Source organism: Burkholderia sp. HI2761, assembly GCF_002223355.1.
Lineage (GTDB): Bacteria > Pseudomonadota > Gammaproteobacteria > Burkholderiales > Burkholderiaceae > Burkholderia.
The window spans coordinates 822769-841964 of record NZ_NKFN01000007.1 but is presented as its reverse complement, the minus strand read 5'-3'; the positions used below and the strand labels follow the sequence as shown (position 1 = coordinate 841964).

The following is a 19196-nucleotide window of genomic DNA, read 5'->3' as shown; positions in this document are numbered from 1 at the left end:
CGGCGGCCGGTACGCTGGAAAGCCGCACCGGCCGCCGCCCTGCCTGCTACGTCACTCGTCCTGCTGTTCCTGCTGCGCCTGCACCTGCCGCTGCCGGATGAACTGCCGTACGTCGCTCATCGTCACGCGGCCGGTGTGCTTCGCATCGATCTCGTCGAAGTGCTTCGACACGAAGCCGAGCCCGCTGCTCTGCGCCTGCGCCTTCGTCACGGCTGCGCCGTTGCTCAGCACGGTATTGCCGCCGAGCCTCGCGTCGACGCGCTGCTGCGCCTGCTGCTGCAACGCCGCGCCGGTCGACGGCAACACCGGCGCCGCCCGCGTGGCCGGAAAGAACGGACCGTCGACACCGCGCCCGCCGTGCGGCAGTTTCACCGGCGCCACCGCCTGCGGCGGCAACGCGTAGGCACTGCTCATCACGGCACCGAGCACGATCAACGGGGACATACGCCGCATCAATTGGATTAGGGACATGATCGCTCGCATTCAATGGATGAATAGAGGGTTCCGATGACCAGGCATCCGTCGCTCACGGGGCTGCCGCCAGCGTCGTCGCGGCCGTCGCGCCCGGGACGCTGCCGGTCGGTACGCTGGGCGGGTTTTCATCCGGCCACGGCGGCGGCAGCGTGTGCAGCGTCAGCGCCGTCGGAATCCGCGCGCCCTTGTAGAACGTCTGCAGGTCCCGCTTCATCAGCGGACGGGCGACGTCGTCCAGGTAAGTCATGTGACCGCCCTGGAAGAAGTTCACCTGCAGCTTCGGATTCAGGCCCTTCACCGTCTGCAGCCGCGCGAGTTGCTTCTCCGTGTTGAAGAACGGCGTCGCGAGATCGTGGTAGCCGTTCTCCGCCAGCACGCGAAGCTTCGGGTTGAGCTGCAGCGCACCGAGCAGATCGGGGATCGTGTCGGGCATCGGCTGGCCGTCGTGCGAGAAGTCCCAGACGCCGATGATGTTGTCGTTCAGCGGCAGGTACGTCGCGTTCGGGGCCGTGTAGCCGAGGTAGTCCGGCATCTGCGTCGCGAGCGCGTTCGTGAACGGCTGCGAGATCAGGATGTCGGACGGATCGCCGTCGGTCTGCAGCCGCGGGTCGGAATTCGGCAACGACACGCGCCCGTCATACCGGCCGATCGTCGTGCCGGGCAGCAGGCTCGTGCCGAACGGATTCGCGTTGAAGTAGCCGCGCAGCGCCTGCTGCGTGAGGCTCGACGGGATCGACCACAGCCTGAGCGTCGCATCGCTCGGGAACACCGGCGTGCCGAGCGCATCCGGAATGCCGAGCTGGCTCAACACCCACGACTGCGAGTACTTCTGCAGCTGGTTGTAGATCAGCGTCGTGAACAGCTCCGTCTGAAATGCGTACAGATCCTGGTTCACCGGCGCCGGCGACACCTGGTTGAAGTACGCCGCGACCGCCGCGTAGCCGGGCAGATAGCCGGCCACCGTATCGGTATCGAGCAGCAGCCCTTCGGTCGACTGCGTGATCGCCACCGCTTCCACCGCATCCGCGAAGTAGTTCAGGATCGACGACTGCAGCACGATGCCCGTCAGGTGCACGCCGGCCGATTCGAGCGCGAGCGCGAGCATGTCGGTACGCGGCGTCCCGTACGATTCGCCGTACAGGTAGATCGGCGACGTGCCGCGGCTGTTGACGTTCAGATAGCGCTGGATGAAGTCGCGCATGATGTTCACGTCGACGTCGGAACCCCAGTACTTCTGGTTGGTGTTCGGCAACACGGCTTCCGACAGCCCGGTGCCGGGCGGGTCGATGAACACGAGATCGGTGGTGTCGATCAGGCTCTCCGCATTGTCGACGAGCGGATAGTTCGGCCAGTTGTTGCCGAACAGCGGATCGGGCGTGGCCACGCGGGTCGGCGCGAACGAGCCGAGCCGCAGCCAGATCGACGACGAGCCGGGGCCGCCGTTATAGACGAACGTGACCGGGCGCGGCTTGCCGTTCGTGCTGGGCGCGGTGTACGCGACATACGACATCGACGCTTCCGCATTGCCGTTCGCGTCCTGCGCGGTCAGGTGGCCGGTGGTCGTCGTGTAGTCGATCGTCTTGCCGCCGCCTTTCCACTGGTAATGCATGACGGCCGCTTTCTCGGACACCTGCGACGGCGCGAGGCCGTCGGTCGCGTTCATCGAGTACGCGACCGGGTCGACGTACGGCTGGTTGGCCGCCGGCGCCGGATTACCGGCCGCCTGCGCGCTGGCCTGCTGGCTCGCCGTGGCCTGCGCGAGGCTCGATGCGCCGACGGACGACGAATCGTCGCCGCCGCATGCCGCGAGCGCCAGTGTCATGGCGGTCAATGCGCCTAGCCCGGCCAGCCGGCCGCGACGAACACGGCGGCTGCCGGTACTGCTCCTGTCTGGTTTCATCTCTGCCCTTTGATTTCGGATACCGCGTCACAAAGGCCGCCAACGCCCGCGAAACGCGCAGGCCTACCCGCCACTCGCGTTGCACGGTCGGCAGTCGGCGGTTGGGGATCGGACTTCCAAGAGACTGAACGTGATACAGACACAGCAAACTGCTTGGCGAGAATGATGCCGGACGCGCCCCCTGCAGTTTGGACAACTTTTGTATAACTGAAACTTAAGCCATGACAAAAATAGGCGGTGCTGCGCCGCGTTGTCAAAGATCATTCGGATATTAAAAATCCCGCAATGATGCGAAGGGCGGATAGTGTCTGGTATTTGAAAGAAAACGGGATTATTCGTGAAAGGTGTGCCTTATCGGCAATGCCGCGTCGAATATTTTACTTTTCCCGCACAACGCAGAAACCTTTCCTGCATCGGCGCAGCGCATTCAAAGCCTTCGGATCGACAGGATTATTCTTTCATTTTTATTATCGCCAATCGATTGGGACGATGCAGCGGCATACGCACGTCATTCGGAAATTCGATTCACTTCCATCATTCTTCAATTACAGAATCGATGTGCACTGCGTCATCCATAAAATACCGGTTCGATTAATTCTTCGCGGCATTATTTACCCGATATTCGAACGGATTTCCCGGACAGGCGCGACGTACGGCATTGCCGCGCGTCGCGCCTGTCGCAAAAACTCAAACCCTGGTCACTTCCCGCCGCCCGGCAGCGCGATATCGATCAGCACCGGATCGTGATCGGACGAACGATACGCATCGGCCGCATAGAACGTCTTCTGCTGCTCGGCCGACTTGTACGCGAGCGTGTACTGCAGCGCGAGCGGCTCGTCCGCGTTGATGTGCCATTCGTGCACGGCCTTCACGTGCGATGCGAGCGGCAGCGTCGCGAGCGCATGGTCGAGATAGCCGGCTTCGCCGTTGTACACGTAGCTGTACGCGTTCGCGCCGATCCAGCGCGCGACGAGGTTGCGGTAGCCGCGCGATTCGAGCGTGCGGATCGGGTCTTCGTACGTGTAGCTGTTGAAGTCGCCGATCAGCAGCACGCCCTGGCTCTTGACGCCCGTCGGATTGCCGGCCAGCCAGTCGGCCACCTTCGCCGCCGCGCGCGTGCGCGTCGGGTTCCAGCAGCCCTGGCCATCGCCCTGGTCGAGATCGTCGTTCGCGGCGTCCGGGCAGTTCTTCGACTTCAGGTGGTTCACGGCCACCGTCAGCGCCTGCTTGTTGCCGCCGGCCAGCCGGAACGACTGCGCGAGCGGCTGACGGTTCTTGTCGTCGATCGCGAGCGTCGCCGCGCGGCCGACCGGTTCGACCTTGCGGCTGTCGTAGATCAGCGCGACCGCGATCGCGTCGCCGCCGAGCCGCGACGTGCCCGGATCGACCACGCGCCACTGGTTGCCGAGCTTCGCCGCGAGCTGGCGCACCGCGCTCAGTTCGCCGTAACCGTTGTTCTGGATTTCCATCAGGCCGATCACGTCGGCGTCGATCGCCTTCAGCGCGCTGACGATCTTCGCTTCCTGGCGCTGGAATTCCTGGAACGTCTTCGCGCCGCGGTTGTTCGGATCGTCGAAGCCGCCGCCGAGACCGTTGCCGTTGAAATAGTTCAGCACGTTGAAGGAGGCTACGCGCAGGTTCGATTTCGGATCGCGCGCCGGTGCGTTGGTGCGCGGGTTCGCACGTGCGTCGAACGCCGGCACGGCCGCGCCGGGCAGCGGCTGCACGCGCCATGCGCCGTAACGCACTTCGAGCACGCCTTCGACGTCGCGCACGGTGTAGCCCGCGCGCAGCGTGTTCGCGGCCGACAGGCCCGGCGCCGGATACGGTACGGTCGCGGGGTTCTGCTTGTTCGAGCCGTCGTCGAGGATCAGGCGGTTGCGCGCGTTCGCGTCGATCTGCGTCTGCGCCTGCGCGGGCGGCACGACGCTCGTCGGCGTGCGCAGGCGGCCGTTGCTGAGCATCACGCTGCCATAACGGCCGAGCTCGTAGTTGTCGGTGACGCTCAGCGTCTGCGGCAGGCGCACGAGCATCCCTTCGTATGCGGCGAACGCGTTCGGGCTGTCGACCGGCAGCGTGAGCGTCGCGGGCGTGACCGTCTGGCCGTTCGCGCACACCGCGATCGCGCCCGACAGCGTGAGTTGCGTCTGCCCGTATTTCTCCTCGACCTTGCCCGTCACGTGCACGAGATCGCCGGCCTTCGCGCGCGCTTTCGGCGCATAGACGAACAGGCCTTCGGACACGCCCGGCTGGTTGCGGCGCTGCGCGTCGGCCTGCTGGACGAAGAAGCCGCCGAAGCCGTCCGTGCCGCCGAAATCGGCGGTGACGACGGCTTCGATCGACGCGTTCTGGCCGGCGAGCGGCGACGGCGCGCCCGGCCCCTGGATCTCGGCGATCGGCGTCGTGCTGCCGCCGCAGTTCGGGCTGACGGGCGCGGCAGTGGCGGCGAATGCCGGCGCGGCGAGCGTCGGGAGCAGCAATAGCGGGGCAAACAGGCGGATTGTGGAGCGCATGGCGGGAATCCCGGTTGTGAGGGTGGCGAAAGCTTAGCGGCGCTCAATGACAGTTTTTGGTAATCGGCAGACAGGCCGATGTAATTGTCGCCATCACGCCGCGATCGCCATGCGCCGTACGATCGAGCCGATAAAATGCAGCGAATCTTCCGACGAAAACCGCCGCGCCAGACCATCCCCCGCAGCGCGCTCGATACGAGTACGGCCGCCACTCGCGATCGTGAAGTCGATCAGGGAACGGCATCGCGGCAAGGTGGAGATCGCGAGCCGCGACGGGCGCACGACGTTCGCGCAGTACTTTCCGCGCGGCACGGGCAGCCAGGTCATGCGCCGCCGCGTTCGGCGCTAGCGATCCCGCACCGTACCGAACGACGTGCGAACGCACAGGAGCAGCGCGATGGTCGCCGCGCTGAATACGGCCCCCGCGTAGAACGTCGCGGCAGCACCGGCCCGATCCCACAGGACGCCCGCGACGACGCTCGAGACGAGCGTCACGATGCCGCTGATCAGGTTGAATACGCCGAACGCCGTCCCTCTCAATTCGGCCGGCGCGGCATGCGCGACCATCGTCGCGAGCAGCCCTTGCGTCATCCCCATATGGAGCCCCCATAGCGCGACGCCGACGAGCACGGTCGGCCAGTACGCGCCGTGCGCCAACACGATATCGGCGGCGATCAGCAGGACGAGCCCGACCACCATCAGCTTCGTGTGGCTCGTCGTATCGGCGAGCTTGCCGAATGGGTAAGCGGACGACGCATACACGACGTTCATGGCGACCATCACGAGCGGCACGAGCGCGACGGGCACGCCGCTGCCCATCGCGCGCAGCACCAGAAACGCCTCGCTGAAACGCGCCAGCGCGAACACGCCGCCGACGGCCACCACCCACCAGTAGCGGGCGCCGAGTTGCGCGACGACCTCGCGGCGGATCGGGTTCACGCGCTTCTCGCCCGGCGCACGTGCCGGCTCGTCGATGCCGAACGCGAGCAGCGCCACGGCCAGCACGCCGGGAATCACGGCCAGCCAGAACGCGAGGCGGAAATTGTCGCGCCACGCCAGCATGATGACGACGGCCAGCAGCGGCCCGAGGAACGCGCCCACCGTGTCGAGCGACTGGCGCAACCCGTACGCTGCGCCGCGCAGGTGAACGGGCGTGACGTCGGCGACGAGCGCATCGCGCGGCGCGCCGCGAATCCCCTTGCCGACGCGGTCGACGATCCGCGCGGTCACCACGACGCCGATCGTCGGCGCGATCGCGAACAGCGGCTTGCTGAGCGCGCCGAGCGCGTAGCCGGTCACCGCGAGCCATTTGCGATTGCGCAGGTAGTCGCTCAGCGTGCCGGAGAACACCTTGACGACCGGCGACGTCGCTTCGGCGATCCCCTCGATCAGGCCGATCGTCGTCGCGCTCGCGCCAAGACCCGCCATGAGGAACATCGGCAACAGGCCGTGGATGATTTCGGACGACACGTCCATCAGCAGGCTGACGCAGCCGAGCACCCACACGCTGCGCGGAATCTGGCGAAGAATGCCGGTCGATGAGTCGGTCTGCATGGGGCGCTCCCGGTTCAGGAATCCTGGCACTGGATGCCAGCGATACTACCGCAGGCTCGTGGCGCCGATCGCAGGCTTCGGGAGCGCGGGCGCCCTTGCTATTGCGCGTCGTCGCGCCGGAGTTTCGCTTGCCGGCGCGTACGGTCGTTGAGTATCTGGTGGCGGCGATGGTCGGTCAGCTTCTTCCAGTCGCGCGCCTCGTCGCGCGTGCGCAGGCAGCCGACACAAAAACCCGTGCGACCGTCGAACGCGCACAGGTCGATACATGGCGATTTCACGGCCACGATCAGGCCGCCTTCGCAGGTGTCATCACTTCGACGGTCACGTGCGACACGCCGTCGAAGCCCGCGAGCAGCGCATGATAGAAACGCGCATCGCGTGCGGTGTCACCCGATTCGACCGACACGATCGCGCTCATGTGCCCGGGGCCCACGCGCCACACATGGAGATCGTTGACCTTGTCGCCGAGCGCCTCGATCGCGCGGCGGACGTTGTCCGTCAGCTTGCGATCGACGTTGACGTCGAGCAGGACACCGCCCGTATCACGTATCAGCCCGTACGCCCAGTTGGCGATCACCAGCGCGCCGACGATGCCCGCGAGCGGGTCCATCCAGACCCATCCGAACGCGCGCGCGAGCAGCAGGCCGACGATCGCCAGCACCGACACGGCCGCGTCGGCGATCACGTGCACGTAGGCCGACCGGATGTTGTGGTCGCGATGCGCCGCCGAGTGCGAACCGTGACCATGATGCGCGTGGTGCGCGTGGTGGGCATCGTCGTGATCATGGTCGTGGGGATGATCATGCCCATGACCGTGATGATGCCCGTGATGGTGATCGCCGCTCAGCAGCCACACGCTGGCGAGGTTCACGGCGAGCCCCAGCACGGCGATCGGAATCGCTTCGTCGAAGTGAATCGGCACCGGCGCCAGCAGCCGCGCGATCGCCTCGTAGCCGATCAGCAACGCAATCATCGCCAGCACGATCGCGCTCGTGAAGCCGGCCAGGTCGCCGAGCTTGCCGGTGCCGAACACGAAACGCGGATCGTCGGCGTACCGGCGCGCATAGGTATAGGCCAGCGCCGCGATCAGCATCGCGCCCGCGTGCGTCGACATGTGCAGTCCGTCGGCGACCAGCGCGAGCGAGCCGAACAGCGTGCCGCCGACGATCTCGGCGATCATCATCGCCGTGCAGAGGCCGATGACCATCCACGTCTTCCGCTCGTTCTGCGCGTGTGCGGCCCCCAGAAACGCGTGGCTGTGCATGCCGCCTGTTGCCGGGCCCTTGAATTCGTTCATGTTCGATCCGCTTACTTGAAATAGCTGTGCACGACGTCGATGAGCTGCTCGGTCGCGCTGCCTTCGTGTGCATCGGGCGTGTCCGCATCGACGAGATGCGACCGGATGTGGTCTTCCAGCACGACGGCCAGCAGGCCGTTCATCGCGCCGCGACAACTCGTGATCAGTTGCAGCACGTCGTTGCAGCCGCGCTCATCTTCCAGTGCCCGCTCGATCGCTTCGACCTGTCCCTTGATACGGCGCACGCGGTTCAGCAGCTTCTGTTTTTCGCGAACGGTATGGCTCATCGATGGCTCCTGTATAGGGTAGGGGAGTATATATCCTGACGGCTACCCTCACCGGGCGAAGGGATATATTTTTTCGAGACGAAGGCTTGTCGAAAGAAAACCGCTCGGCTAGACTGCTTTCCGTCTTTGGGGAGTAGCCTGCTTTCCGTCCCCGGAAAGCGAACGCGTCAACACACTCGGCCTGCGGCCGTGGCGCGTTCGGCCTGATCGGCTTGGCGAGACCATGGGCACATCGCGTCGTTCCTGGTCGGACGGCGGCGGATGTGTCATGGTTCGTCAGCGTCCGACCACGGAGTCCCCATGTCCCTTCCCGCTCGCTTCCCTCACGCCACCGCTGCCTGCGGAGGTGCCGCATGACCTTCATGTTTGTCGAACTGGCGTTCATGCTGATCGTCATCCTCGTCGCGGCCGAGGTCTTCACCAATGCGCTCGAACATCTCGGCGAACGCCTGAAGATTTCCGAAGGCGTGACCGGCTCGCTGTTCGCGGCCGTCGGCACCGCGCTGCCCGAAACGATGGTGCCGCTGCTCGCCCTGGCCGGCGGCACGTCGAACCAGGCCGTGAACGAGGAGATCGGCGTCGGCGCGATTCTCGGCGCGCCGCTGATGCTCGCGACGCTCACCACGTTCCTGATGACGCTCGCCGTGATCCGCTCGCGCGGGCCGCGCGGCACGATCGCACCCGAACGCACGGGCTTCGTGCGCGACATGAACACCTTCCTCGCCGCATTCTCGCTGGCGACCATCGCGATGTTCGTCCCGCATCACAACTGGGCCGTGCGCGCGCTGCTCGCCGCGATGCTGGTCGGCCTCTACGTGATGTACGTCGTGATGACGTTCCGCGCGTCGACCGGGCTCGTCGACGCCGGGCACGGCACCGAGGCGCCGCACGCGATGTTCCTGTCGCGCGTCGGCTTGCCGACCAACCTGGCGACGATCATGCTGCAACTGCTGATCGGCGTCGCGCTGCTGGTCGGTGGGGCGAAGGGCTTCATTCACGGCGTGGAAGGCGTATCGCACGTGCTCGGCGTGTCGGCGCTGCTGCTGTCGCTGATCATCGTGCCGATCGCGACGGAACTGCCCGAGAAGGTCAACAGCGTGCTGTGGATCCGCCGCGGCAAGGACACGCTCGCGTTCGGCAACATCACCGGCGCGATGGTGTTCCAGGGCACGCTGCTGCCGGCGATCGGCATCATGCTGACGCCGTGGGAGCCGCGCCCCGAAGTGCTGACCGGCGTGATCATCACGCTCGCGGCGGCGGCCTGGCTGCGCGTCAATGCGCGCACGCGCGGGCTCGCGCTGTGGGCGTTGCTCGCGAACGGCGCGGGTTATGCGGGGTATCTGGCGTTGACGCTGACGCGCTGAGCGTACATCGGGCGCGCCGGCCGGCGGACACGTCGGCGCGACGCGCTTCACGGCGCCGGATGCGGGCGGCAGCGAACGCCCGCATCCGGACGATCAGGAGCCCTTGACGAGCCTGACGATCGTCAGCGTGCCGTCGACCTTCTCGATCCGCACCTTGACCTTGTCGCCGGCATGCGCGTGCGCGAGCATCGCCGCATCCTTCGCCTTGAACGCCATCGTCATCGGCGGCATCCCGACGTTCTCCAGCGCGCCGTGCTTCAGCGTGATCCGGCCGCTCGCGGCATCGACCTTCTTCACTTCGGCGTCGGTCAGCGCGGCGTTCGATTCCGCCGCGCCGTCCGACGACATCTTCATGCCGGACATGTCCATGCCCGACATGTCGCCGGCGGCAACGGCCGGGACGGCGAAAGCGCCGCACGCGAGAACGGCGGCGGCGGTGGCGATCAATTGATTCATCTTCATCGTGATTCTCCGGTGGGAATGGATGGCACGTTCGTGCCGGAAGGAACTGCATCGGAATGCCGCGGGCGGCCCGCGCTTCGCGCACGACGGCGCTGAAGCAGAAGCCAGGCGGCGGGAATGACGAACATCGACAGCAGCGGCGCCGTGACCATGCCGCCGACCATCGGCGCGGCGATGCGCTGCATGACTTCGGAACCGGCGCCGTGGCCGATCATGATCGGCACGAGCCCGGCGAGCACGACGGCGACCGTCATCGCCTTCGGGCGTACACGCAGCACCGCGCCTTCGCGAATCGCGTCGAGCAGCAACGCATCGGTCAGCGGTTCGCCGGCATCGAGCCGGCGTTGCAGCGCGCCCTTCAGGTACAGCAGCATCACGACGCCGAATTCGGCGGCCACGCCCGCGAGCGCGATGAAGCCGACCGACGTCGCGACGGACACCGCATGACCGAGCGCCCACACGAGCCAGAATCCGCCGACCAGCGCGAATGGCACCGTCGACATCAGCAGCAACGCATCGGCTGCCGAATCGAACGTGACGAACAGCAGCACGAAGATCACGACGAGCGTGACGGGCACGACGGTGCGCAGCGTCGCCGCCGCCCGTTCGAGATACTCGAACTGACCCGACCATGCGATCGAATAGCCGGGCGGCAACGCGACCTGCCGCGCGACGGCCTGCTGCATCGCACGGACGGCCGTGCCGAGGTCGGTACCGCGAAGATCGACGTACACGTAGCCGGACAGCCGTGCGTTCTCGCTGCGGATCATCGGCGGCCCGTCGGCGATCGCGACATGCGCGACGTCGCCGAGGCGGATCTGCGCGCCGCGCGCGGTCACGATCGGCAGTTGCCGCAGGTTCTCGAGCGAATCGCGGATCTCGCGTGGATAGCGGATGTTGATCGGAAAGCGCTCGCGCCCCGCGATCACTTCGCCGACCTCCTCGCCGCCGATGGCCGACGACACGACCGACTGGATATCGGCCACCGACAGCCCGTAACGCGCGGCGGCAAGCCGGTCGATGTCGACGTCGATGTAGCGGCCGCCGTTCAGCCGCTCCGCGAGCGCGGACGTCACGCCCCGGACGTGCTTCACGGCCGCCTCGACCTGCGTCGCGATCGCGTCGATCCCCGCCAGGTCCGGCCCCGAGATCTTCACGCCGACCGGCGTCTTGATCCCGGTGGACAGCATGTCGAGCCGGTTGCGGATCGGCGGCACCCATACGTTCGACAGGCCCGGCACCTTCACCGTCCGGTCGAGTTCGTCGACGAGCTTCTCCGGCGTCATGCCGGGCCGCCACGCGCTGCGCGGCTTGAACCGGATCGTCGTCTCGAACATTTCGAGCGGCGCCGGGTCGGTCGCCGTATCGGCGCGGCCCGACTTGCCGAACACCGTGTCGACCTCGGGCACGGTCTTGATCAGCCGGTCGGTCTGCTGCAGCAGTTCGCTCGCCTTGTCCGCCGAGATGCCCGGCAGCGCGGTCGGCATGTACAGCAAATCGCCTTCGTCGAGCGGCGGCATGAATTCGCCGCCGAGCCGCGACAACGGCACGGCAGTCAGCACGAGTGCGACGGCCGCGATGCCGATCGCCGCCCACGGGCGCCGCAGCGTCGCTTCGAGCCACGGCCGGTACAGGCGGATCAGCACGCGGTTGATCGGGTTCGCGTACTCGTGCGGAATGCGGCCGCGCACGAGATAGCCCATCAGCACGGGCACCAGCGTCACCGACAGCCCCGCGGCGGCGGCAATCGTGTAGGTCTTCGTGAACGCGAGCGGCGCGAACAGCTTGCCCTCCTGCCCTTCCAGCGAAAACACCGGAACGAACGACAGCGTGATGATCAGCAACGAGAAGAACAGCGCGGGGCCCACTTCCGCGGCAGACGCCGCCACGAGTTCCCAGCGCCGTGCGGTCGTGATCGGCTCGCCGGGGTGCGCGCGGTCGTACGCTTCCAGATGCTTGTGCGCGTTCTCGATCATCACGATCGCGGCGTCGATCATCGCGCCGATCGCGATCGCAATCCCGCCGAGCGACATCAGGTTTGCGTTCACGCCCTGGTAGCGCATCACGATGAACGCTGCCAGCACGCCGAGCGGCAGCGACAGGATCGCGACCAGCGCGCTGCGCAGATGGAACAGGAACACCGCGCAGACGATCCCGACGATCACGAACTCCTCGATCAGCTTGTCCGTCAGGTTGTCGACCGCGCGCGCGATCAGTTGCGAACGGTCGTAGGTCGTGACGATCTCGACGCCGGCCGGCAGCGAACGCTTCAGGTCGGCGAGCTTCGACTTCACCGCGTCGATCGTCGTCAGCGCGTTCTTGCCCGAGCGCATCACGACGACGCCGCCCGTCACCTCGCCCTGCCCGTTCAATTCCGCGATGCCGCGCCGCATCGCCGGGCCGACCTGGATGCGTGCGACGTCGCCGAGCAGGACCGGCGTGCCGGCGGCGTCGGTGCGCAGCACGACGCGACGGAAATCGTCGAGCGTGCGCAGGTAGCCCGACGACCGCACCATGTACTCCGACTCGGCCAGCTCGACGACAGAGCCGCCGGATGCCTGGTTGGCCTTGCCGAGGGCCTCAGCGACCGCCGCCTGCGGGACCCCGTATGCGCGCAGCTTGTCCGGATCCAGCACGACCTGGTACTGGCGCACCATGCCGCCAATGCTCGCGACTTCCGATACGTCCGGCACGCCCTTCAGCTCGAACTTCAGGAACCAGTCGTTGAGCGCGCGCAGTTGCCCGGGATCGTGATGGCCGGTGCGATCGACGAGCGCGTACTCGTATACCCAGCCGACGCCCGTCGCATCCGGGCCGAGCGACACGGTCGCGCCCGCCGGCAGGCGGCTCTGCACCTGACTCAGGTATTCGAGCACACGCGAACGCGCCCAGTACGGATCCGTATGGTCGTCGAACAGCACATAGACGAACGCGTCGCCGAACGACGAGTACGCGCGCACGGTTTTCGCGCCCGGCACGCCGAGCAGCGTCGTCGTGAGCGGATAGGTCACCTGGTCCTCGACGACCTGCGGCGCGTTGCCCGGATACGACGCCTTCACGATCACCTGCGTGTCCGACAGATCGGGCAACGCATCGAGCGGCGTCTGCCGCAGCGAATGCACGCCCCATGCCGCGAGCAGCACGGTAGCCAGCAGCACCAGAAACCGGTGATGGACGGACCAGTGAATGATGCGCGCGATCATCGCCCCCCTCCCTGCGGCTCGACCTTCGTCAGCCGGTAGCCGTCGTCGGTCTGCATGAACGCGAAACGCACGGTCTGGCCCGGCTTCACGTCCGCGAACGCCTGCGCCGACGGCTTGCCGAACGCCATCGTCATCGCACCCCAGCCGAGCGCCGGCACCGGCTGATGCGAGAACGTGATGTCGTCGGCCGTGACCTTCTCCACCTTGCCGGTGGTTTCGTAGACCGGCGCGGTTGCCGTCGCGGACGATGCGGCCGCGGTTGTCCCTGCCGCGCGCTCCAGCCGCGGCAGCACGCTTTTCAGGCTGGCTTCCGAATCGATCAGGAACTGCCCCGACGCGACGACCGTATCGCCTTCGTTCAATCCGCCGAGCACTTCCGTGTCGCCGCCGACGTCGTTGCCGACCGTCACCGACGCCGGCTGAAACCGGCCGTCGCCGTTCTTCACGATGACGATCGTGCGCTGGCCGGTCGCGATCACGGCCTCGGACGGCACAAGCAGGCGCGACACCGTCGCCTTATCGGCGACCCGTACGCGCATCAGCATGCCGGGCGTGAGCTTCAGCGATGCGTTGTCGATCTCCACCCGCGCCTGCAGCGTGCGGCTGTCCGTGCTGATGCCGGGCAGCACTTCGCGGATGCGTCCACTGAAATGCCGGGCCGGATCGCCCGCGAACGTCGCGTCGACCGACATTCCCGGCTGCACGTTCAAAGCAAGCGCTTCCGGCACCTCGACGATCAGCCACAGCGTGGACAACCCGGCGATCTTCGCGAGCGTCTGGCCGGGCGCGACCATCGCGCCGTCGCGCACATTGAGCTCGCTGACGACGCCGGCCTCCGGCGCACTCAACACGACGTGCGTCTGCGCGCGGCCGGTACGATCGAGATTCGCGATCATGCCGTCCGGGATCGACAGCGCCCGCATCCGCGCGCGCGCCGCATCGAGCAGGCTGCCGTCCATCCCGCCTCGCTTCAGCGCGAGATATTCCTCCTGCGGCGCGAGCCAGTCGGGCACGAACAGCGATGCGACCGGCGCTCCCTTCGCGATGCGCCGCATCGGCGCGCGTGCATACAGATGGTCGATGTAGCCCGTGACGCGCGACTGCACGACTTTCGTGCGCGCTTCGTCGAACTGCGTGGTGCCCACCGCGTCGAAACCGGCCGCCGTTTGCTGCCGGCGCACGGTCGCATAGCGGATGCCGAGGTTCTGCTGCAGGCCCGGATCGATCCGGATACCCGCCGCGGCGTCGCCTTCATCCGCATAGACGGGCTGTAACTGCATGTCCATGAACGGCGATTTGCCCGGTTTGTCGAAGTGCTGGTTCGGCACCATCGGGTCGTTCCAGTACAGCACCTTGCGTGCGGGCTGCCGAGCCTGCATGCCCGACGGTGCGGCGGCAGCCGTGGCGGCCGTCGCCGCATCGCCCGTGGCATGGCGGAGGCCCGCGAAGTAACCGGCGCCGACGAGCGCCGCGCCGGCGAACGCGATCGGCACCGCACGCGCCAGTAATTGCTTGGTCATGGCGGTCTCCTTCACTGCGCGGCGGCCATTGCCGACGGCACGACTTGATATTCGAGCTGCGCCCAGGTCTGCGACACGTCGCGCCTGAGATCGAGCACCTGCAACTGGGCTTCGAGTTGCGCCCGCCGCGCGGCGAACGTGTCGGCGAGCGACCCCGTGCCCGCCCGGTACGCGGCCGTCGCGAGCCGCACACGCTGGTCGGCGGCCGGCAACAGCGCGGCGCCCAGGTTCGCGATGCGTTCACGACCGCTCGCCAGCGTGTCGGATTGCGTGCGGATATCGGCCTGTACCTGACGCAGCGTGTCCTCGTACATCAGGCGCGCCTTCGTTGCGAGCGCAGCCTTTTCGGCCACGTCGCGGTTCTGGCGATTCTTGCGATTGAGCGGCAGCGGGATCGAGACGCCGACCGACACCATGTTCGAGTACGCGCCGCCGCGCTGCTGGTACGCGATTTCCCACGTCCAGTTGGGGCTGCGCTCGCTGTTCGCGACCGCCGCGTCGGCTTCGGCCACCGCGATATCGTCCGCGGCGGCGACGAGCGCCGGCTGCGACAGGCGCAGCTCGTCCGGCGGCAACGACGAAACGAAGGATTCAGGCGCGGGCGGCGTACCCGTCACGTCCGTCACGGGCGCCGCCGTCCAGCGCGCCAGCGCGACGAGCGCGGTGCGGTACGCCTGCTGTGCCTTGAGCACCTGGTCCTGCGTCTGTGCGAGCATCGAGCGGGCCTGCACGACGTCGCCCGCGCTCGCCTTCGCGCCGCGATACGACGCCTGCGTCGCATCGAATTCATGGTTCATGTGACCGAGCAGCGCCTGCTGAAGCACGAGTGCCTGCTTCGCATAGACGGCATCGAGCCAAGCCGTCGCGGTCTGCCGGCGTACGGCCGCCAGCTGCGCGAGATAGCCGGCGCGCTCGCGGCCGACCTGTTCGTCGGCCAGCGCAGTACGCAGCCGCCGCTTGTCGCCGGACACCCATTCCTGCTCGATGCCGATGCGGCGCATCGTCATGAAATCCTGGCCGACGGTGAAGCGCTGCCCGCCGTTGACCGGCAGGTTGTCGATGCCGGCCTTGAGCATCGGGTCCGGCAATTGGCCGGCCTTGACGGCCGCTTCGGCGCGCGCGAGCACGGAAGCTTGCGCGGCCTGCATCGACGCGGAACGATCGGTGGCGGACTGCAGCGCGGCGTCCAGCGTAAACGGCGACTGCTGCGCGTGAACGGCGCCCGCCACCAGCAGCGCGGCCCACGGTACGGGCGCGCGCCGACATGCACGCGGCATGCGCAGCGTGCGAAAAGCGAATGACATGGTGTAACCCCAAATCGGAACCCAAAGGGATTCCCCGTCCTGCGCGCAGGACGAACCTCACCGCGTGCGCGGTGAACCGGTCAAATCGGGATCAGCTGATGCGTGGAGGGCGCCACAACCCGTTCGGGTCGCGGGCCGGGACGGACCGCGTGTAGTGGAAGACGATCGTGCTGGCGAATGCAGCGGGACGGCTGACGTCGGCGCGGGCGGCCGGGTGGTAGAGACTGCCGAACTGGCATTGGGCCGTCACCTTGCAGGCCATGCCCTTGGCTTTGGCCTTCGCGTGATCGGCGGATGACGGCTGTATCGAATCGCAGCCGCTCATGTCGGCGGACATGGCCATGTTCATGCCCGTGCCCGCCTCCATCGACTTCGTGTGCTGCATCGGACATTCACCGGTCAGGCCGCTGGCTGCCAGCCCGCTGATGGGCAGCACCGCGCACAGCAACAGCAGGATGAAGGTCCGAAGCCATTTCATGGCGGCGATTATAGCGCGGCCCGTTTCAGCATGGCGCGGCGTCGCTACGGCAAAACAACGCGCGTTCCCTGCCGCCGCCGCCGCGCGTCATCGCAGCAGGTTGTCTGCCGCCAGCACGGCTTGCACGGCCGGCCGCCCGCGCACCCGCTCGTACCACGCACGCAGATGCGCATGCCGGCTCAGATCGATATCCGCGTTGTACACCGAGCGCAACCAGTCGGCCTTGCCCCAGCCGGTCAGCGCGAACAGGTACGCATCGGCGACCGTGAACGTGTCGCCGGTGACGAACGTCCTGCCGTCGAGCTGGCGGTCGATCCACGCGAAGCGGCTGTCGAGCTTCTGCCGCACGGGCTCTACGTACTTCCCTGCCTGCACCGCATACAGCAGCGGGATGAAGCCCTTGTGGATCTCGGTGCCGAGAAAGTTGAGCCATTCCATCAGCCGGTAGCGCGCGAGCGTGCCGTAAGCGGGCGCAAGCGCGGCTTGCGGGCGCTGGTCCGCGAGATACTGGGCAATCACCGGCCCTTCGCGCAGCATCGTGCCGTCGTCGAGTTCGAGCAGCGGCACGTAGCCGAGTTCGGTCACGTCGTAGTAGTCGCGGCCGCCTTCGACGACATGCTTGCGCGCGTCGACCCTGACGATCTCCGCGTCGAACCCGCCTTCGCGCAGCACGATGCAGATCGCCTGCGAACAGCTGCCGGGAGCGTGATAGAGCTTCATACGTTTCCTTCGTGAGTTGTCCATGTATCGATTCGCCGCGACGCGGGCGCTAATATCTCGCATCGGCGCAGCGCTGAGAAGACGGCAGTCGTTTGTGCCGTAGTCGCAAAAAATTTACCGACCAGGATTCGGCACGATGAAAACGAGTGCGACAGGATGTTCCGTTGAAGAAGCGATGCGCCTGCTCGGCGGCCGCTGGCGGCTGCTGCTGGTGTCGTATCTGCTCGACGGGCCGCGCCGCTTCAGCGACCTGCGGCGCGACATGCCGGGCATCTCGCAGCGCATGCTGACGCTCGACCTGCGCGCACTGGAAGACGCGGGGCTCGTGCAGCGGACCGTCTACCCGGACGTGCCGGTGCGCGTCGAGTACGATCTCACCGCGGACGGCGACCGGCTGCGGCCGGTGGTCGAGGTCATGCGCGAATTCGGGCTGTGGCTGAAGGCGCGCGACGTGCGGACCGACACGATGTCCGACAGCACGGCTGCGATCGGCACGACGATGCACGCCCACGAATAACCCTTCAGCAGGAATCTCATTCATGCAACTTCACGCTACCGTCGGCGCGGCCACGTCCGACCTCGACGACGACGAAAGCTTCGCCAACATCTACTGTCACGATGCGGAGCAGGACTATTGCTTCGCGCTGTCGCGCTTTCCGGACGACACACTGATCGAAGTGATGGTGCGCGACCAGCTCAACCTGCGCGTCAAGGATCTGTCGGTGCGGCTGACCGACGACACGATCGACGTCGAGATCGAGCCGGGCATCGCCGCGCGTCTCGACGGCCAGACGCGTTACGTGATTCACCTCGCGCCCGGCCAGTACGATCCGATCACGCTGCGCGCCGCGTTGAAGGAAATCTTCATCGGCAAGAACGGCTATCGCGACGACAGCACGCGCGGCTGAACGCCCGCCTGCGCCCTCTCCTTCGTGACGACGCCGACACACGCCGGCCGGCATTCATTCCCACATATTGAGCGCCAACCATCCCATTAATAGGGATGCCTGCCCAAATGTTGACGCACGCCGCGCCACGGCTCTAACGTTCGCTCCAACGCCATTCGATTCGGCCGCCTCGTTCGCGAGCGCCGGCCGGCGCATAGAACACAGCAACCATCTTGAGACAGCCCATGTCATGCGCCCTTGAAATCCGGCTGCCACCGCTCGCCCGAGCGGGCGATGGCATTGAGCGTGATGAGCAGTTTGCGCATGCACGCGACGAGGGCGACTTTTTTGGGCTTGCCGGCGGCGATCAGCCTCAGATAGCAGCTACGGATCAGCGGATTGAAGCGCGTGGCGACCAGTGCGGCGACGTACAGTACGCGTCGGACACTGGAGCGCCCGCCGAAGATATGGCGCTGCCCGCGCAGGGTGCCCGAATCGCGATTGATGGGTGCAAGCCCCGCAAGACTGGTGATCTGCTTGCGAGTGAGGTGTCCGAGTTCGGGCAGTTCAGCGATGAGTGTACTGGCGGTGGTCGGGCCAACGCCCTTGACCGATTGCAGCAAAGCCGACAGATCGGCGTAGCGTTCCTGAAGCACACGTTGTACGTCGTTATCGATGTCGGCCAACTGACTGAGCAAGGCCTCGATCATTGCCTCGATGCTGGCACGGGCCCGCTCGTGAGCGACGGCCAGGCGTTGCCGCTCGCTCACGAGCATGGCCACGAGTTGCCGTCGGCGCGTAACAAGTGCGACGAGCTCACGCTGCTCCTGAGTGGCCAACGCACGGGGCTGATGCCCCTGGGCATGCAACACGGCGGCGAACTCGGCCAATGCCCGCGCGTCAAGCCGATCGGTCTTGGCCAGTCGCCCCATAGCCCGCGCAAAATCACGTGCCTGGCGAGGGTTGATGACCGACACGGGCAATCCGACGCCCGCCAGCGCCACCGCGCAGGCTCGCTCGTAGCCGCCGGTGGCCTCAAGTATGACCAACGTAACTGTCTTGCGCCTGAGCCAGCGCAACAACTTCGCGTGTCCGGCTTCAGTGTTCTCGAACGCATGCGTCGAGGCGTCCGAGCAGCAGACTTCGACACTGTCCTTGGCGACATCGATACCGACGAAAACCGGTTGGCTCATGTTCATCGACTCCCAGCCTTATAGATGCGAAATGAGATCA

19 protein-coding genes and 1 riboswitch are annotated in these 19196 nt (G+C 66.6%); of the genes, 4 read left to right on the top strand and 15 right to left on the bottom strand.

The window, feature by feature from the left end:
* Positions 1–51 precede the first annotated feature (51 nt).
* Both CFB46_RS21350 and CFB46_RS21345 read right to left on the bottom strand, forming a co-directional pair.
* The gene (locus CFB46_RS21350; protein WP_227789689.1) at positions 52–444 is read right to left on the bottom strand and encodes a 2-oxoglutarate dehydrogenase; all 393 of its coding nucleotides are present in this window, start codon (positions 442–444) and stop codon (positions 52–54) included.
* Between the two features lie 82 nt (positions 445–526).
* The gene (locus CFB46_RS21345; protein ID WP_089501174.1) at positions 527–2374 is read right to left on the bottom strand and encodes a S10 family serine carboxypeptidase-like protein; all 1848 of its coding nucleotides are present in this window, start codon (positions 2372–2374) and stop codon (positions 527–529) included.
* Between the two features lie 237 nt (positions 2375–2611).
* Here CFB46_RS21345 and CFB46_RS36535 point away from each other — a divergent pair, with 237 nt between their 5' ends.
* A complete protein-coding gene (locus CFB46_RS36535) occupies positions 2612–3121 on the top strand; it encodes a hypothetical protein (protein ID WP_227789688.1) in 510 nt (169 codons plus the stop codon).
* Here the strand turns inward: CFB46_RS36535 and CFB46_RS21330 are convergent.
* The 6 genes from CFB46_RS21330 to CFB46_RS21305 form a co-directional block, all read right to left on the bottom strand.
* Entirely contained in the window at positions 3073–4887 is a 1815-nt protein-coding gene (locus CFB46_RS21330; RefSeq protein WP_089501173.1) for an ExeM/NucH family extracellular endonuclease, read from the bottom strand. The genes CFB46_RS36535 and CFB46_RS21330 overlap by 49 nt on opposite strands.
* Positions 4888–4980: 93 nt before the next feature.
* Entirely contained in the window at positions 4981–5214 is a 234-nt protein-coding gene (locus CFB46_RS35985; RefSeq protein WP_179235096.1) for a hypothetical protein, read from the bottom strand.
* Between the two features lie 18 nt (positions 5215–5232).
* Positions 5233–6441 carry an MFS transporter gene (locus tag CFB46_RS21320; RefSeq protein WP_089501171.1) on the bottom strand — a complete coding sequence of 403 codons (1209 nt, stop codon included), beginning with the start codon at positions 6439–6441 and terminating at the stop codon, positions 5233–5235.
* Between the two features lie 98 nt (positions 6442–6539).
* A complete protein-coding gene (locus tag CFB46_RS21315) occupies positions 6540–6725 on the bottom strand; it encodes a DUF1289 domain-containing protein (RefSeq protein ID WP_027782197.1) in 186 nt (61 codons plus the stop codon).
* Positions 6726–6727: 2 nt separating this feature from the next.
* Entirely contained in the window at positions 6728–7738 is a 1011-nt protein-coding gene (gene dmeF, locus CFB46_RS21310) for a CDF family Co(II)/Ni(II) efflux transporter DmeF (RefSeq protein ID WP_089501170.1), read from the bottom strand.
* 11 nt (positions 7739–7749) lie between these two features.
* The gene (locus tag CFB46_RS21305; protein WP_012338822.1) at positions 7750–8025 is read right to left on the bottom strand and encodes a metal/formaldehyde-sensitive transcriptional repressor; all 276 of its coding nucleotides are present in this window, start codon (positions 8023–8025) and stop codon (positions 7750–7752) included.
* Between the two features lie 116 nt (positions 8026–8141).
* Positions 8142–8310: riboswitch (yybP-ykoY riboswitch) on the top strand.
* Between the two features lie 68 nt (positions 8311–8378).
* Here CFB46_RS21305 and CFB46_RS21300 point away from each other — a divergent pair.
* Entirely contained in the window at positions 8379–9389 is a 1011-nt protein-coding gene (locus tag CFB46_RS21300) for a sodium:calcium antiporter (protein ID WP_089501169.1), read from the top strand.
* A gap of 93 nt (positions 9390–9482) precedes the next feature.
* On the opposite strand, the gene CFB46_RS21295 is transcribed toward CFB46_RS21300, so the two are convergent.
* The 6 genes from CFB46_RS21295 to gstA all read right to left on the bottom strand — a co-directional run bounded on the left by CFB46_RS21295 (position 9483) and on the right by gstA (position 17076).
* Positions 9483–9851, bottom strand: a complete 369-nt coding sequence (locus CFB46_RS21295) for a copper-binding protein (RefSeq protein ID WP_027782194.1) — start codon at positions 9849–9851, stop codon at positions 9483–9485.
* A complete protein-coding gene (locus tag CFB46_RS21290) occupies positions 9848–13054 on the bottom strand; it encodes an efflux RND transporter permease subunit (RefSeq protein WP_089501168.1) in 3207 nt (1068 codons plus the stop codon). The genes CFB46_RS21295 and CFB46_RS21290 overlap by 4 nt, the downstream gene beginning before the upstream one ends.
* A complete protein-coding gene (locus CFB46_RS21285) occupies positions 13051–14574 on the bottom strand; it encodes an efflux RND transporter periplasmic adaptor subunit (RefSeq protein ID WP_089502289.1) in 1524 nt (507 codons plus the stop codon). The genes CFB46_RS21290 and CFB46_RS21285 overlap by 4 nt, the downstream gene beginning before the upstream one ends.
* A gap of 11 nt (positions 14575–14585) precedes the next feature.
* Positions 14586–15878 carry a TolC family protein gene (locus CFB46_RS21280; RefSeq protein ID WP_089501167.1) on the bottom strand — a complete coding sequence of 431 codons (1293 nt, stop codon included), beginning with the start codon at positions 15876–15878 and terminating at the stop codon, positions 14586–14588.
* 91 nt (positions 15879–15969) lie between these two features.
* Positions 15970–16356, bottom strand: a complete 387-nt coding sequence (locus tag CFB46_RS21275; protein WP_089501166.1) for a hypothetical protein — start codon at positions 16354–16356, stop codon at positions 15970–15972.
* 87 nt (positions 16357–16443) lie between these two features.
* Positions 16444–17076 (bottom strand): glutathione transferase GstA, encoded by a 633-nt coding sequence (gene gstA, locus CFB46_RS21270; RefSeq protein WP_027782189.1) that lies wholly within the window; start codon positions 17074–17076, stop codon positions 16444–16446.
* Between the two features lie 136 nt (positions 17077–17212).
* Here gstA and CFB46_RS21265 point away from each other — a divergent pair, with 136 nt between their 5' ends.
* Together CFB46_RS21265 and CFB46_RS21260 are read left to right on the top strand one after the other, a co-directional pair.
* Positions 17213–17593 carry a winged helix-turn-helix transcriptional regulator gene (locus tag CFB46_RS21265; RefSeq protein ID WP_089501165.1) on the top strand — a complete coding sequence of 127 codons (381 nt, stop codon included), beginning with the start codon at positions 17213–17215 and terminating at the stop codon, positions 17591–17593.
* Between the two features lie 22 nt (positions 17594–17615).
* Positions 17616–17984 carry a hypothetical protein gene (locus tag CFB46_RS21260; RefSeq protein WP_089501164.1) on the top strand — a complete coding sequence of 123 codons (369 nt, stop codon included), beginning with the start codon at positions 17616–17618 and terminating at the stop codon, positions 17982–17984.
* Between the two features lie 227 nt (positions 17985–18211).
* Here the strand turns inward: CFB46_RS21260 and CFB46_RS21255 are convergent, their stop codons facing one another.
* Positions 18212–19162, bottom strand: a complete 951-nt coding sequence (locus CFB46_RS21255) for an IS110 family transposase (RefSeq protein ID WP_373558197.1) — start codon at positions 19160–19162, stop codon at positions 18212–18214.
* Positions 19163–19196 lie beyond the last annotated feature (34 nt).